We start from the raw sequence: 12,826 nt of genomic DNA on the forward strand, positions 1-12,826 counted from the left end.
GGCGGTTCGAGCCCGTCATCGCCCACCATTTCGGGTCGTTAGCTCAGTTGGTAGAGCAGTTGACTTTTAATCAATTGGTCGCAGGTTCGAATCCTGCACGACCCACCAATGTAAAAAAGCGCCCTAAAGGCGCTTTTTTGCTTTCTGCGATATAGCACATCCCCATTGCAGCCAGACCGCTTGTTTTACTCAAGCTCACGCCTTCTTTGCCGATACCTCTATTTTATGGCGAAAAGGATCTCAATATGACAACTCTTAAGCCCGTTTCTCTGTCGGCGATGGACATCGGCAGCGTAGACAACAGCTCCGGCGGAAACGACATTGCTTCCCGGATTTCTCGTCTGACCAAACAGATAACGAAAGTCACGCAGCAACTCAAAGAAGTCGCCATGGGTGATGCCACGGCAGAAGAGAAGCAAAAGCAGCAGGAATTACTCGAATCTCAGCTGGCTATGTTGCAGGCACAGCTGGCGCAATTGCTGCGTCAGCAGGCAGAAGAGGCAATGCCAAAACAGGAAAACGGTCAGGCCGTGGCGGAAGGCATCAATAAGCCCTCCGCAGACCATAAGGTTGATATCTACATCTGATCGCTGTTTTCGTTAAAGAGCGGATCGCGCGTGCGGGCCTCCATCAAACGCCCGGCCTGCATGCGCACCACATCCCAGCAGGCGTGCGCCGCTCCAGAAAGAGACCTGTTTTTACGGCGTACCAGCATCAGCTGGCGTTCAATACAGGGCAAGAAACGCTTCACCGTTAAACGACTCCCCTGCGGCAGTGGCAGCGCCAGCGCCGGCAGAACGCTGATGCCAATCCCCGCTTCGACCATGGGGAACAGCGTGGCAGGATGCCCAATTTCCTGCACAATGGTTGCCTTAACGCCCTGCGCGGCCAGTGCGGCATCTATCAGCGGACGGCTGCCAGAGGCATAATCCTGTAGCACCAGGTTTGCCCCCTGCAAGGCTTGCCAGGTCACCTGCGGCAGCGATGCCAGGGGGTCATCATCGCGGCAGAGCAATAAAAAAGGCTCCGAGAGCACCACTTCACATTCCAGGTCGCTTACCGCACCGGGGTCAATGACAATCCCGAAATCCACGTCTCCCTGACGAATACTCTCCAGCACCCACTGCTGCGGCCTGTCGTGCAAAACAAAATCGATATCCGGATAGCGGTGATTACTTTCCGCAATGCACTGAGGAATAAGATGCGCCGAAATCGTCTGGCTCGCCGCAACTCTCACGGTGCCGGAAAGCTGTTGCCCGAGCCGCCCGACATCCCGCAGCGTACTGTTCAGTTCATCCAGCAGCCTCTCCAGACGCGTTGCCAGCTGCTGCCCCGCTTCGGTGAGCACCACTTCTCGCGTCGTACGGTCAAGCAACTTCACCCCCGTTTGCGTTTCAAGCTCCTTAACGCTATGGCTCACCGCCGACTGGCTGAGGCCAATCATCTCCCCTGCCCGGCTAAAGCTGCGAGCCTGCGCGACGGTGACGAAAACGCGAAGCTGACGTAACGAATAATTCATCTGTTTAATTCATGAATGGATGCAATAAATCAATTTTATTTCTCAAAGGGAAGAAAGCACAATAGCGACATCTGTTTTCAGGAGTGATTATGAAACTTTTTCGTATCCTTGATCCGTTCACGCTGACCCTGATTGGTGTCGTCTTGCTGGCCTCGTTTTTCCCGGCGCGAGGCAGTTTTGTGCCCATTATTGAAGGCGTGACCACGGCAGCCATTGCCCTGCTGTTCTTTATGCATGGTGCCAAACTTTCCCGGGAAGCCATTATTGCAGGCGGTAGCCACTGGCGGCTGCACCTCTGGGTAATGTGCAGCACCTTTATCCTCTTCCCGGTACTGGGCGTGCTGTTTGCCTGGTGGGCGCCGGTGAATGTCGACCCCGCACTGTATTCCGGCTTCCTCTATCTGTGCATTTTGCCGGCCACGGTGCAGTCCGCTATTGCTTTTACCTCGCTGGCGGGCGGCAACGTCGCGGCGGCGGTTTGCTCTGCTTCCGCTTCCAGCCTGCTGGGGATCTTCGTTTCACCGCTGCTGGTCGGTCTGCTGATGAACATGCACGGTGCGGAGGGCAACCTGGAACAGGTGGGTAAAATTTGTCTGCAACTGCTGCTGCCGTTTGTGCTCGGACACTTATCCCGCCCCTGGATTGGGGAGTTTGTGGCGAAACACAAAAAATGGATCGGCAAAACGGATCAAAGCTCCATTCTGCTGGTGGTTTACACGGCCTTTAGCGAAGCCGTTGTGAACGGCATCTGGCACAAGGTGGGCGCCGGATCGCTGCTGTTTATTGTGGTGGTGAGCATTGTTCTGCTGGCCATTGTCATCGCGGTAAACGTCTTTGTGGCCCGCAGGTGCGGCTTCAATAAGGCCGATGAAATCACCATCGTTTTCTGCGGGTCGAAAAAGAGCCTGGCTAACGGGATCCCGATGGCCAATATCCTGTTCCCGACGTCGGTCATTGGGATGATGGTGCTGCCGCTGATGATTTTCCATCAGATCCAGCTGATGGTGTGTGCGGTACTGGCGCGGCGCTACAAGGTGCAGACGGAAAAGCTGGCGCAGGAAGAGACCCGCGCCGCGAAAGCTTAAGGACGCTTCAGGGGCTGAACCAGCTGGGTCAGCCCCTCAGTTTTGATCACTAACGTGATAGCCATCAGCTCGCCCAGACGCCCGCCGGGGAACTCATCCTTACGGGCAAACCACAGCAGATACTCTTCCGGTAAATCAATCAGCCTGCGGCCCTTATATTTACCGAACGGCATCTCCGTATTGGCGATCTCAACGAGCTGCTCTTTTTCCACGTTATTCCCCTAACAGGCGCATCATTTCGTCTTCGTCGATTACCTCGATGCCGAGCTCCTGCGCTTTGGCCAGCTTCGAGCCGGCCGCTTCCCCGGCAATCACCAGATCGGTTTTCTTCGACACGCTGCCCGCCACTTTCGCCCCCAGCGCCACCAGGCGGGCCTTCGCGTCATCGCGCGAAAGCTGACTCAGGCTACCGGTCAGCACCACCGTTTTACCGGCAAACGGGCTGTCGATTTCATCGGCATTCACCACCACCGGCGCAGGCCAGTGAATCCCCTGCTCCAGTAATTTACCGATCACCTCACGGTTGCTCTCTTCGGCGAAGAAGTTAAAGACGTGGGTGGCGACCACGATGCCGACATCCGGGACTTTCTGTAGCTCGTCGATGCTGGCTTTCTCCAGCGCCTCCAGCGTGCCGAAATACGCCGCCAGCCCCGCCGCCGTCGCCTCCCCGACTTCACGAATGCCGAGCGCGTAGAGGAATCGGGCAAAGGTGGTGTTTTTGGCTGCCTCAAGCGCGTTGACGACGTTCTGGGCGGATTTCGGTCCCATACGATCGAGGCCGGTCAGCTTGCCTGCCGTCAGCGTAAAGAGGTCCGCTGGCGTATGGACATACTCTTTCTCAACTAACTGGTCGATGATCTTGTCACCCATTCCGTCCACGTCCATCGCCCGGCGTGAGACGAAGTGCTTCAGGGACTCTTTACGCTGCGCGCCGCAGATTAACCCGCCCGTACAGCGCGTTACCGCTTCACCTTCCACGCGCTCTACGTCAGAACCGCATACCGGACAGTGGGCCGGAAACTCAATGGCACGGGTGTCGGCAGGACGCTCTGACTCCACAACGTTGACCACCTGCGGGATCACGTCGCCCGCGCGTCGAATCACCACTTTGTCACCGATGCGCAGGCCCAGGCGGGCAATTTCATCGGCGTTATGCAGCGTGGCGTTGCTCACCAGCACGCCGGCCACCTGTACAGGCTCCAGACGCGCTACCGGCGTAATCGCCCCCGTACGCCCTACCTGAAACTCCACGTCGCGAACGAAGGTCATCTGCTCCTGCGCCGGGAACTTAAAGGCCACCGCCCAGCGCGGCGCACGGGCCACAAACCCTAACTGTTCCTGCAACGCCAGGGAGTTAACCTTGATCACCACGCCATCAATATCAAACCCGAGAGTGGGGCGATCCTCTTCAACCTTACGGTAGAACGCCAGCACCGCCTCCGGAGAGTCGCAGAGCTGCACGCGGTTGCTTACCGGTAACCCCCACTCTTTGAACTGCAATAAGCGCCCGAGATGGGTATCTGGCAGCTCGCCGCCCTCCAGGATCCCGACGCCGTAGCAGAAGAAAGTAAGCGGTCGCTTCGCGGTAATGCGCGGATCGAGCTGACGCAGAGAACCTGCCGCCGCGTTACGGGGGTTAGCAAACACTTTTCCCCCGGTACGACGCGCTTCTTCATTGATCTTTTCAAAGCCCGCCTGCGGAAGAAACACCTCCCCGCGCACTTCCAGCCGGGCTGGAATGTTCTCGCCACGCAGCTTCAGCGGGATCGCACGTATGGTGCGTACGTTGGTGGTGATGTCTTCTCCGGTGGTGCCATCGCCGCGCGTTGCGGCACGCACCATCACGCCGTTCTCATAAAGAATGCTGACGGCCAGACCGTCCAGCTTCAGCTCGCAGCACCAGCTCAGATTGTCGACACTCTTCAGGCGATCCTGTACGCGCTTGTTGAAAGCCAGAAAACTCTCTTCATCAAAAACGTTATCCAGCGACAGCATCGGCACTTCGTGACGCACCTGGCTGAAAGCGCCCAGCGGCTCGGCGCCGACGCGCTGCGTCGGGGAGTCTGGCGTGATCAGCTCCGGGTGCTGCGCTTCCAGTTCGCGCAGTTCACGCATCAGGCGGTCATATTCCGCATCCGGCACTTCCGGTGCATCCATAACATGATAGAGATATTCATGATGGCGAAGCGTGGTTCGCAGTTCAGTAAGTTGTTGTTCGATTGAGTCCATATCGCACCATCAATGAGAAAAACCCCCGACAAGCGGGGGTTGAGGAGGGGTTGACGTTAACGCGACGATTACGCGTTCGCTTCCTTAACTTCGCGGATGCGGTCCTGATATTCGCGCAGTTTCTGCGGCGTCATCATTCGACGCTGATCGTCGAGCACCACACCGCCCACTTCGTCGGCGATGTGCTGAGCGGACTGTAGCATCAGCTTAAAGTTTTGCAGTTCGTCACCGTAGGACGGCACCTGCATAAAGATCGTTACTCCTGGCGTGACGAAATCACCGGTCATTTCCGGGTCAAACGTGCCTGGATTCACCATATTGGCCAGGCTAAACAGTGCCGGGCCGCTGCCGTCAGGACTCAGGTGGCGATGGAAAATATTCATGTCGCCGAACTTGAAGCCTGCCTGCTGGATGCTGTTAAGCAGCACGTCACCGTTCAGATGGGTGCCGTGATGGGCAGCCACGTTCATGATGATCACTGCTTCTTTACGCTGCGGCTTTTCAACAACCGGTTCTGGCGCTGCTACCGGCTCTGGCTCAACGCGCGGAGCGGGCTGTGCCGCAGGCGGTACGGGTTCAGGCTGCGGCTGCGGTTGCTGCACTGGCTGCGGCTGCTGTACCGGCAGTGGCTGCTGAGCCGGCTGCGGCTGTTGCACTGGCTGAGCAGGCTGATGCACAGGTTGCGGCTGTACAGGCTGTGGCGCAACGGGCTGCGGTTGCACAGGCTGCTGCGGCGGATGACGCACAGGTTCTTCCACTGGCGGCGGCGCTGGCTGGCGCGGCTGGGCAGAGGCATACGGTGGTTGATACTGGTGCTGCGGAGCGCGGGGAGCTTCATGCTCTCCATGCGCTGCGCCGGGCGCAGTATTGACCCGATGAACACGGACTTCACCCACGCCGTCATCGTCAAGGCCGTCGACGTCGTCTTCAACGTCATCGTCGTCACGACTGGACTTCATGCGCTTCAGTGGACGATCGCGAAACATAGAGGAACGCTCTTTACGGCTGGTCCAGAAACCATGTACCAGTAAAGCGATTATGGCGATCGCGCCAACAATGATTAATATCAGACGCAAATCCTGCATCATTATATTCTCTGTTGTTCTAACACCTTGCCACCACGGCAAACATTTACTCACTAAGAGTATTTGCCGTTTACGTCAAGTGCAAGTGTATGCAGAGCATTCACAGCATAAAGATGAACTAAATCGTGCTTTTTGCTGGTTTTTCGAACATTTCCGAACTGGTCATTGGCCCGTAACTGGATAATATAGGCGGGCAATTCCACTGGTTGTGTAAAAAGGAGTACAGCCTGGTATGGTTTCAACATCTTCTTCTGCCCCACGTAGCGGGGTCTGGTATTTTTCACAGGGCTGGAAACTGGTCTCCCTGCCGGGCATTCGACGCTTCGTTATTTTGCCGCTGCTGATCAACATTCTTCTGATGGGGGGCGCGTTCTGGTGGCTGTTTACCAGGCTGGAAAGCTGGATCCCTTCCCTGATGAGCTATGTGCCGGACTGGTTACAGTGGCTTGACTACCTGCTCTGGCCACTAGCGGTCATTTCCGTGTTGCTGGTTTTCGGCTATTTCTTTTCGACGATAGCAAACTGGATAGCCGCGCCGTTCAACGGTCTGCTGGCCGAACAGCTGGAAGCGCGCCTGACCGGAGCGACCCCGCCTGACACGGGCGTACTGGGGATCATGAAGGATATCCCGCGCATCATGAAGCGCGAATGGCAGAAATTTGCCTGGTACCTGCCGCGCGCGATTGTGTTGCTTATCCTTTATTTCATCCCTGGTATCGGCCAGACGGTGGCACCCGTGCTGTGGTTCTTGTTCAGCGCCTGGATGCTCGCCATCCAGTACTGCGACTACCCGTTCGATAACCACAAGGTGCCGTTTAAAGAGATGCGCACCGCCCTGCGCACTCAGAAGGTTGCCAATATGCAGTTCGGCGCGCTCACCAGCCTGTTCACCATGATTCCATTCCTGAATCTGTTCATCATGCCCGTTGCCGTTTGCGGCGCGACGGCGATGTGGGTGGACTGCTACCGTGCTAAGCACGCGTTATGGAAATAATGCAAAAATGTGTAAAAGAGGGGTGGCTTATGCCGCCCCTTATTCCATACTGATCCCCATTATTTCCTTGCAGCATATAGATATGCGATTTCCTTACTTCCCCATACTTATTCAACAGGTATGCTGGGTCGGTATCCCAATTTCATACAGTTAAGGACAGGCCATGAGTAAGATTTATGAAGACAACTCGCTGACTATCGGTCATACGCCCCTGGTTCGACTGAACCGTATCGGTAATGGACGCATTCTGGCGAAGGTCGAATCTCGTAACCCAAGCTTCAGCGTGAAATGCCGTATCGGTGCAAATATGATTTGGGATGCTGAAAAACGTGGCGTGTTGAAGCCCGGCGTTGAGCTGGTGGAACCGACCAGCGGTAACACCGGTATTGCCCTGGCCTACGTTGCGGCGGCGCGCGGCTATAAGCTGACGCTGACCATGCCTGAAACCATGAGCATTGAGCGTCGCAAGCTGCTGAAAGCGCTGGGTGCGAATCTGGTCCTGACCGAAGGCGCGAAAGGCATGAAGGGTGCGATTCAGAAAGCGGAAGAAATCGTCGCCAGCGATCCGGCAAAATATCTGCTGCTTCAGCAGTTCAGCAATCCGGCCAACCCGGAAATTCATGAGAAAACCACCGGTCCGGAAATCTGGGAAGATACCGACGGCCAGGTTGATGTCTTTATCTCCGGCGTAGGTACCGGCGGTACGCTGACCGGCGTGTCTCGCTATATTAAAGGCACGAAAGGTAAAAAAGATCTCATTACCGCTGCCGTTGAGCCAACCGACTCACCGGTTATCGCTCAGGCGCTGGCGGGAGAAGAGATTAAGCCAGGCCCACACAAAATTCAGGGCATCGGCGCAGGCTTTATTCCGGGCAACCTGGATCTGAAGCTGATCGATAAAGTGGTTGCCATTACCAATGAAGAAGCCATCTCCACGGCGCGTCGCCTGATGGACGAGGAAGGCATTCTGGCGGGTATCTCTTCCGGTGCGGCGGTTGCGGCTGCCCTCAAACTTCTGGAAGATGAAACCTTTACCAATAAGAATATTGTGGTTATCCTGCCTTCTTCGGGTGAGCGTTACTTGAGCACCGCACTGTTTGCCGATCTCTTCACGGAGAAAGAACTGCAACAGTGATGCCAGTATGTTAAAAACGCGTAAAAAAGCACCTTTTCAGGTGCTTTTTTGTGGCCTGCTTCAAACTTTTACCCCTCCTGGCATTGCTTCACCCCGTTGGGTCTGGTATTTAAACCAGCAATTATTTTGATGCGCGAAATTAATCAGTGAACGAAATAGCGCTGCTGAATCGATTTTATGATTTGGTTCAAGTCTTGCTTTCACTGCATAATGTTTAATGACGATTGAAACGTCAGCGCTAACAATACAGGCTAAAGTTAAGTCGCCAGGCTAGACTTTAGTTCCACAACACTAAACCTATAAGTTGGGGAAATACAATGTTCCAGCAAGAAGTTACCATTACCGCTCCGAACGGTCTGCACACCCGCCCTGCTGCTCAGTTTGTTAAAGAAGCGAAAGGCTTCACTTCTGAAATCACTGTGACTTCCAACGGCAAAAGCGCTAGCGCAAAAAGCCTGTTCAAACTGCAAACTCTGGGCCTGACTCAGGGTACCGTTGTTACCATTTCTGCTGAAGGTGAAGACGAGCAGAAAGCAGTTGAGCATCTGGTTAAGCTGATGGCTGAACTCGAGTAAGTTTACCGGGTTCTTTTCAATATCAGTCACAAGTAAGGTAGGGTTATGATTTCAGGCATTTTAGCATCCCCGGGTATCGCTTTCGGCAAAGCACTGCTGCTGAAAGAAGACGAAATCGTCATTGACCGGAAAAAAATTTCTGCCGACAAGGTTGATCAGGAAGTTGAACGTTTTCTGAGCGGTCGTGCCAAGGCATCTGCGCAACTGGAAGCGATTAAAACTAAAGCTGGTGAAACTTTCGGTGAAGAAAAAGAAGCCATCTTCGAAGGGCACATTATGCTGCTCGAAGATGAGGAGCTGGAGCAGGAAATCATAGCCCTGATTAAAGATAAAGGCATGACGGCCGACGCGGCTGCGCATGAAGTTATCGAAGGTCAGGCTTCTGCCCTGGAAGAGCTGGACGATGAATACCTGAAAGAGCGTGCGGCTGACGTACGTGACATCGGTAAGCGCCTGCTGCGCAACATCCTGGGTCTGGCCATCATCGATCTGAGCGCGATTCAGGACGAAGTGATCCTGGTTGCCGCTGACCTGACCCCGTCTGAAACCGCACAGCTGAACCTGAACAAGGTGCTGGGTTTCATTACCGATGCAGGTGGCCGTACTTCCCACACCTCAATCATGGCGCGTTCTCTGGAACTGCCAGCTATCGTGGGTACCGGTAGCGTCACCTCGCAGGTGAAAAACGACGACTATCTGATTCTGGACGCCGTAAACAACGTGGTTTACGTCAACCCAACTAACGATGTGATCGAGCAGCTGCGTTCCGTTCAGGAGCAGGTTGCTACCGAGAAAGCGGAACTCGCTAAACTGAAAGACCTGCCGGCCATCACGCTGGACGGCCATCAGGTTGAAGTGTGCGCTAACATCGGTACCGTACGCGACGTTGACGGCGCTGAGCGCAACGGTGCGGAAGGTGTAGGTCTGTATCGTACTGAATTCCTGTTCATGGACCGCGACGCACTGCCAACTGAAGAAGAGCAGTTTGCCGCGTACAAAGCGGTTGCCGAAGCGTGTGGCTCACAGGCCGTAATCGTTCGCACCATGGACATCGGCGGCGACAAAGAGCTGCCGTACATGAACTTCCCGAAAGAAGAGAACCCGTTCCTGGGCTGGCGTGCCGTGCGTATCGCCATGGATCGCAAAGAGATCCTGCGTGACCAGGTTCGCGCTATCCTGCGTGCTTCCGCTTTCGGTAAACTGCGCATCATGTTCCCGATGATCATCTCTGTTGAAGAAGTGCGTGCACTGAAGAAAGAGATCGAAATCTACAAGCAGGAACTGCGTGACGAAGGTAAAGCGTTTGACGAGTCAATCGAGATTGGCGTGATGGTGGAAACACCGGCAGCCGCGACCATTGCGCGTCATTTAGCCAAAGAAGTTGATTTCTTTAGTATCGGTACCAATGATTTAACGCAGTACACCCTGGCAGTTGACCGTGGTAATGATATGATTTCACATCTCTACCAGCCAATGTCGCCGTCTGTACTGAATTTGATCAAGCAAGTTATTGATGCTTCTCATGCAGAAGGTAAATGGACTGGCATGTGTGGTGAGCTTGCAGGCGACGAACGTGCTACACTTCTGTTGCTGGGTATGGGTCTGGACGAATTCTCTATGAGCGCCATTTCCATCCCGCGCATCAAGAAGATTATCCGTAACACGAACTTCGAAGATGCGAAGGTATTAGCAGAGCAGGCTCTTGCTCAACCGACAACGGACGAGTTAATGACGCTGGTTAACAAGTTCATTGAAGAAAAAACAATCTGCTAATCCACGAGATGCGGCCCAAATTACTGCTTAGGAGATAAGTCTAATGGGTTTATTTAGTAAACTGTTCGGTGACAAAAGCAATAGCGACTCCGGAACTATTGAGATTGTTGCTCCGCTCTCCGGCGAGATCGTCAACATCGAAGACGTGCCGGATGTAGTGTTTGCTGAGAAAATCGTTGGTGATGGCATTGCTATCAAACCAACTGGCAACAAAATGGTTGCTCCAGTTGACGGTACCATTGGTAAGATTTTTGAAACCAACCATGCGTTCTCTATCGAATCTGATAGCGGTATCGAACTGTTCGTTCACTTCGGTATCGACACCGTTGAACTGAAAGGCGAAGGCTTCAAACGTATCGCGGAAGAAGGCCAGCGTGTGAAAGTTGGCGACCCGGTGATTGAATTTGATCTGCCACTGCTGGAAGAAAAAGCGAAGTCTACCCTGACTCCGGTTGTTATCTCCAACATGGACGAAATCAAAGAGCTGATCAAACTGTCTGGCAGCGTTACCGTGGGTGAAACCCCGGTTATCCGCATCAAGAAGTGATTCTTGCCGCACGGTAAAATGGCGCCTTCGGGCGCCATTTTTGTTTATGCAGGCAGAATAAGCTCGTCGTAGCCTTTCGACTGCGTGTAGATCATCACGTCAGTCACTCTGTCACCCGCCATGCGAATGGCGTCAGCCACGGTTTTCCCCCCGACGATACCGCTCACCAGCTCCGAACAAAACAGATCGCCCGTCCCTTTCAGGTCCGTCTCTACGCGCGGGTGCGCGCTTACGGTAACGCCCTCTTCGCTGACCAGCACCACGTGGATATTCTGCGGATCGTCAGCCACTGGCGCGCTGGTAATGGCTACCCACTTCAGCGTGTCAGAGAGCAGCCCCTGCGCGGCGGCGATGGCGCTCTCTGGCGTACGGCACGTTTTACCGCTCAACACTTCCAGCTCAAACACGTTGGGCGTAATGCCCTGGGCCAGCGGCAGCAGGTGCTCACGGTAGGCTTCAGGAATTTCAGGTTTCACGTATATCCCGCTGTCGACGTCCCCGATTACCGGGTCAACCAGCACCAGCAGATCGGGATGCTGTACCTTTATCGCCTTTAGCCACTGCGCCAACAGCACGATCTGGCTGGCGCTGCCCATATAGCCGGTCGTGACCGCTTTTAGCTCGCGCAGGATCTCGCGCTCTTCCAGCGCCTTAAGGTAGCCGCTAAACCACTCATCCGGGATGACACCGCCGTAGAAGGTATCGTAGTGCGGCGTATTGCTGAACAGCACCGTTGGCACGGCGGTAACGTTCAGCCGGTGGGTGCGAATATTCGGCACCGCGATGCTGTTGCCTACGCTGCCGTACACCACCTGCGACTGTACGGCGACAATATCGGTTTGCTGCGCCCGGGTATTATCCCGGAATAAAATCATCTCCATGACGCTTAGATCCCCGCCCCCTGCGAATAACTCTCTTCACCAAAGACGCCGGTAGACAGGTAACGATCGCCGCGATCGCAAATAATCGCAACCACCACCGCTCCCGGCGTGGACTTGGCCACCCGGATCGCACCCGCTACGGCACCGCCAGAGCTGACGCCGCAGAAGATGCCTTCACGCACGGCCAGCTCACGCATGGTATTTTCCGCCTCGCGCTGATGAATATCCAGCACCTGGTCCACAAGCTGCGCATTAAAGATGCCCGGCATATACTCCGCGGGCCAGCGGCGAATGCCCGGAATACTGCTTCCCTCTTCCGGTTGCAGGCCGACAATCGTCACCGGGCTTGCCTGCTCGCGCAGAAAGCGTGACACACCGGTGATCGTGCCCGTGGTGCCCATGCTGGAGACAAAGTGGGTGATACGCCCGTCGGTTTGCTGCCAGATTTCCGGGCCGGTGGTGGTGTAGTGCGCGTACGGGTTGTCCGGGTTATTGAACTGGTCGAGCAGCTTGCCTTCCCCGCGCCCGGCCATCGCCAGCGCCAGGTCGCGCGCCCCTTCCATCCCCTGCTCTTTGCTCACCAGAATCAGCTCGGCCCCGTAGGCGCGCATGGCGGCCCGGCGCTCCTGGCTCATGTTGTCCGGCATCAGCAGCTTCATGCGATAGCCCTTCAGCGCGGCAATCATCGCCAGTGCGATACCGGTATTACCGCTGGTGGCTTCAATTAACACGTCGCCGGGCTTTATCTCGCCGCGCTTTTCGGCCTGGACAATCATCGACAGCGCCGCCCGGTCTTTTACCGAGCCTGCCGGGTTATTGCCTTCGAGTTTGACCCAGATTTCGCTGCCGTTGTCTGGCACCATGCGCTGAAGTTTAACCAGAGGGGTGTTGCCGATGGTGTTTTCTAATGTATTCATGATCGCTGTCCAATAAAAAGCCCGGTGGCGCGCAGCGATCCGGGCCTACAGACGTCATATTGTAGGCCGGGTAAGCGCAGCGCCAC

General features: G+C 55.3%; 13 protein-coding genes and 1 tRNA gene. 8 read left to right on the forward strand and 6 right to left on the reverse strand.

From position 1 onward, the window contains the following. Positions 1 to 32 precede the first annotated feature (32 nt). Positions 33 to 108 (forward strand) — tRNA-Lys (locus IM267_RS11315). Between the two features lie 137 nt (positions 109 to 245). Further along, positions 246 to 587, forward strand: a complete 342-nt coding sequence (locus IM267_RS11320) for a FlxA-like family protein (protein ID WP_193033413.1) — start codon at positions 246 to 248, stop codon at positions 585 to 587. Here the strand turns inward: IM267_RS11320 and IM267_RS11325 are convergent. Further along, on the reverse strand, positions 578 to 1,519 hold the full coding sequence (locus IM267_RS11325) for a LysR family transcriptional regulator (protein ID WP_193033414.1): 942 nt from the start codon (positions 1,517 to 1,519) through the stop codon (positions 578 to 580). The two genes, IM267_RS11320 and IM267_RS11325, sit on opposite strands and share 10 nt — an antisense overlap. An 89-nt stretch (positions 1,520 to 1,608) precedes the next feature. On the opposite strand from IM267_RS11325, the gene IM267_RS11330 reads away from it, so the two are divergent. Next, positions 1,609 to 2,604: a bile acid:sodium symporter family protein gene (locus IM267_RS11330; protein WP_193033415.1), complete on the forward strand. Its 996-nt coding sequence runs from the start codon at positions 1,609 to 1,611 to the stop codon at positions 2,602 to 2,604. On the opposite strand, the gene IM267_RS11335 is transcribed toward IM267_RS11330, so the two are convergent. The 3 genes from IM267_RS11335 to zipA form a co-directional block, all read right to left on the reverse strand. Further along, positions 2,601 to 2,816, reverse strand: coding sequence for a putative quorum-sensing-regulated virulence factor (locus IM267_RS11335; protein WP_193033416.1), 216 nt, complete (start codon positions 2,814 to 2,816; stop codon positions 2,601 to 2,603). The genes IM267_RS11330 and IM267_RS11335 overlap by 4 nt on opposite strands. A 1-nt stretch (position 2,817) precedes the next feature. Further along, the gene (gene ligA, locus IM267_RS11340; RefSeq protein ID WP_107533453.1) at positions 2,818 to 4,833 is read right to left on the reverse strand and encodes an NAD-dependent DNA ligase LigA; all 2,016 of its coding nucleotides are present in this window, start codon (positions 4,831 to 4,833) and stop codon (positions 2,818 to 2,820) included. Positions 4,834 to 4,901: 68 nt separating this feature from the next. Next, positions 4,902 to 5,921, reverse strand: a complete 1,020-nt coding sequence (gene zipA / locus IM267_RS11345) for a cell division protein ZipA (RefSeq protein ID WP_193033417.1) — start codon at positions 5,919 to 5,921, stop codon at positions 4,902 to 4,904. A gap of 229 nt (positions 5,922 to 6,150) precedes the next feature. Between zipA and cysZ the strand changes: the two genes are divergently transcribed. The 5 genes from cysZ to crr all read left to right on the forward strand — a co-directional run bounded on the left by cysZ (position 6,151) and on the right by crr (position 10,942). Next, positions 6,151 to 6,912: a sulfate transporter CysZ gene (gene cysZ, locus IM267_RS11350; RefSeq protein ID WP_193033418.1), complete on the forward strand. Its 762-nt coding sequence runs from the start codon at positions 6,151 to 6,153 to the stop codon at positions 6,910 to 6,912. 163 nt (positions 6,913 to 7,075) lie between these two features. Further along, positions 7,076 to 8,047 (forward strand): cysteine synthase A, encoded by a 972-nt coding sequence (gene cysK, locus IM267_RS11355; protein WP_193033419.1) that lies wholly within the window; start codon positions 7,076 to 7,078, stop codon positions 8,045 to 8,047. A 317-nt stretch (positions 8,048 to 8,364) separates the two neighbouring features. Continuing rightward, complete coding sequence (gene ptsH / locus IM267_RS11360; protein ID WP_000487600.1) at positions 8,365 to 8,622, forward strand: phosphocarrier protein Hpr; 258 nt, start codon at positions 8,365 to 8,367, stop codon at positions 8,620 to 8,622. A gap of 45 nt (positions 8,623 to 8,667) precedes the next feature. Beyond that, positions 8,668 to 10,395: a phosphoenolpyruvate-protein phosphotransferase PtsI gene (gene ptsI / locus IM267_RS11365; RefSeq protein ID WP_006811455.1), complete on the forward strand. Its 1,728-nt coding sequence runs from the start codon at positions 8,668 to 8,670 to the stop codon at positions 10,393 to 10,395. Positions 10,396 to 10,438: 43 nt separating this feature from the next. Then, on the forward strand, positions 10,439 to 10,942 hold the full coding sequence (gene crr, locus IM267_RS11370) for a PTS glucose transporter subunit IIA (protein ID WP_022648946.1): 504 nt from the start codon (positions 10,439 to 10,441) through the stop codon (positions 10,940 to 10,942). Positions 10,943 to 10,986: 44 nt separating this feature from the next. Here the strand turns inward: crr and pdxK are convergent, their stop codons facing one another. Together pdxK and cysM are read right to left on the reverse strand one after the other, a co-directional pair. Beyond that, positions 10,987 to 11,823, reverse strand: coding sequence for a pyridoxine/pyridoxal/pyridoxamine kinase (gene pdxK, locus IM267_RS11375; protein WP_193033420.1), 837 nt, complete (start codon positions 11,821 to 11,823; stop codon positions 10,987 to 10,989). A gap of 5 nt (positions 11,824 to 11,828) precedes the next feature. Then, entirely contained in the window at positions 11,829 to 12,740 is a 912-nt protein-coding gene (gene cysM, locus IM267_RS11380; RefSeq protein WP_193033421.1) for a cysteine synthase CysM, read from the reverse strand. Positions 12,741 to 12,826: the final 86 nt, after the last annotated feature.

Source organism: Enterobacter cloacae complex sp. P15RS, from assembly GCF_014895905.1.
GTDB lineage: Bacteria > Pseudomonadota > Gammaproteobacteria > Enterobacterales > Enterobacteriaceae > Enterobacter > Enterobacter quasihormaechei.

Excerpts from the sequence above, each read along its gene's own strand:
- IM267_RS11330 (WP_193033415.1), top strand. The coding sequence starts at position 1,609 with ATGAAACTTTTTCGTATCCTTGATCCGTTCACGCTGACCCTGATTGGT.
- pdxK (WP_193033420.1), bottom strand. The coding sequence starts at position 11,823 with ATGGAGATGATTTTATTCCGGGATAATACCCGGGCGCAGCAAACCGAT.
- ligA (WP_107533453.1), bottom strand. The coding sequence starts at position 4,833 with ATGGACTCAATCGAACAACAACTTACTGAACTGCGAACCACGCTTCGC.
- IM267_RS11325 (WP_193033414.1), bottom strand. The coding sequence starts at position 1,519 with ATGAATTATTCGTTACGTCAGCTTCGCGTTTTCGTCACCGTCGCGCAG.
- ptsI (WP_006811455.1), top strand. The coding sequence starts at position 8,668 with ATGATTTCAGGCATTTTAGCATCCCCGGGTATCGCTTTCGGCAAAGCA.
- cysZ (WP_193033418.1), top strand. The coding sequence starts at position 6,151 with ATGGTTTCAACATCTTCTTCTGCCCCACGTAGCGGGGTCTGGTATTTT.
- ptsH (WP_000487600.1), top strand. The coding sequence starts at position 8,365 with ATGTTCCAGCAAGAAGTTACCATTACCGCTCCGAACGGTCTGCACACC.
- zipA (WP_193033417.1), bottom strand. The coding sequence starts at position 5,921 with ATGATGCAGGATTTGCGTCTGATATTAATCATTGTTGGCGCGATCGCC.
- crr (WP_022648946.1), top strand. The coding sequence starts at position 10,439 with ATGGGTTTATTTAGTAAACTGTTCGGTGACAAAAGCAATAGCGACTCC.
- cysM (WP_193033421.1), bottom strand. The coding sequence starts at position 12,740 with ATGAATACATTAGAAAACACCATCGGCAACACCCCTCTGGTTAAACTT.
- IM267_RS11320 (WP_193033413.1), top strand. The coding sequence starts at position 246 with ATGACAACTCTTAAGCCCGTTTCTCTGTCGGCGATGGACATCGGCAGC.
- cysK (WP_193033419.1), top strand. The coding sequence starts at position 7,076 with ATGAGTAAGATTTATGAAGACAACTCGCTGACTATCGGTCATACGCCC.